Raw genomic sequence first — 1,624 nt, forward strand, 5'->3', positions numbered from 1 at the left:
GTAGCAAAGTAATTATAAAAATACAGTTATTTATAATTAAATAAATAATTTATCATAAATGCTTAATAAATTAAGAAATGTGCTTATTTTCATATGTTATATCAATGTAACCAAAATTTAACACAATCATATAATACTATTATCTAAAAATTGAAAAGGAGAATAAAGTATATGACATTAACAGGAGCGCATTATATTTATATTTTATTCATGGTTATAGTCCTTGTAACTATGATTATGAAAAAGGATGTTATAATTCCGTGTATCCTAGGAATCTTTTGTCTAGGATTGTTTTATACGCATAATATTGCAGGATCGTTAGGAGCAGTATTTAATTCATTTATTGTGTCTTTAAATGAACTCGGTTCCATAATTTTGATTATATCTATTATGGTTGCGTTGTCAAAAACACTGGAAACAAATAAAGCCATAAATTATATGGTTAAACCTTTTTCACGATTTATAAAGAATCCTACATCAGCATTCTTTGTAACAGGTTTAGTTATGTTACTACTTTCTTGGTTTTTCTGGCCAACACCAGCAGTAGCATTAGTAGGAGCGGTTTTCCTACCAGTTGCTTTAAATGCAGGTCTTCCAGCTATAGGTGTGGCAGTAGCGCTAAATCTATTTGGGCATGGTTTAGCATTATCTACTGACTTTGTAATTCAAGGTGCACCAGCTATAACAGCAGGAGCTGCAGGGATTGAAATATCTCAAGTAATTCAAGAAGGTATGCCTTTGTATTGGGTTATGGCAATAGTTACAATAGGTGTAGCTTTTTATGGACTTAGAAAAGATATCAAAAAAGGAAAATTTGATTTAGAATTACAAGCTGTAGAGCATGAAGAAATCACAGAATTTAATCCAAAAGCAAAAATAGCTGTATTTTTAGTATTAATAGGATTTGCTTTAGATATAGTAGCAATGTATGTATTCAAATTAACAGGTGGAGATGCAGCTGCATTATTAGGTGGAACTGCTGTACTTCTTATAATAATAATTAATATAATGAATTTTAATAAAAAATGTTTTGAACAAACATGTGATAATATTATAGAAGGATTTGTATTTGGTATTAAGATATTTGCAGCAATAATTCCTATAGCAGCATTCTTCTATATGGGTGAAGTTGCGCCAATAACTGCTGTATTAGGTGAAGTATTGCCAAGTGGCTCACAAGGTTTATTATCTGATATGGGTGTAGCATTATCAAATACAATACCACTTAACAAATTTGCAGTTTGTAGTATACAGACAGTAGTAGGTGCAATAACAGGTCTTGATGGATCTGGATTCTCAGGTATATCATTAGTAGGTTCTTTAGCTAACGTATTTGGTACAGCTGTAAACGGTAGCGTAGGAGCTTTATGTGCATTAGGTCAAATTGCAGGTATATGGACTGGTGGAGGATGTTTAGTTCCTTGGGGATTAATTTCAGCAGCAGCAATATGTGGTGTAAGCCCAATAGAACTTGCAAAGAGAAACTTAAAACCTATATTAATAGGATTTGCTGTTACTACAATAGTAGCTGTATTTATAATTTAATATAACGTAACTAGTGGTGCGACTAGTATAGAACTTGCACAAGAAGCTTTAAGTTATCATATAGGATCTTTCGGATATA

General features: G+C 31.7%; 1 protein-coding gene. It reads left to right on the plus strand.

Going from position 1 to position 1,624, the window contains the following annotated elements:
- Positions 1-171 precede the first annotated feature (171 nt).
- The gene (locus I4U58_RS13745) at positions 172-1,545 is read left to right on the plus strand and encodes a hypothetical protein (protein ID WP_195931898.1); all 1,374 of its coding nucleotides are present in this window, start codon (positions 172-174) and stop codon (positions 1,543-1,545) included.
- Positions 1,546-1,624 lie beyond the last annotated feature (79 nt).

Origin of the sequence: Clostridium sp. 1001270J_160509_D11 (genome assembly GCF_015667935.1) — a bacterium.
Classification (GTDB): Bacteria; Bacillota; Clostridia; order Peptostreptococcales; family Peptostreptococcaceae; genus Intestinibacter.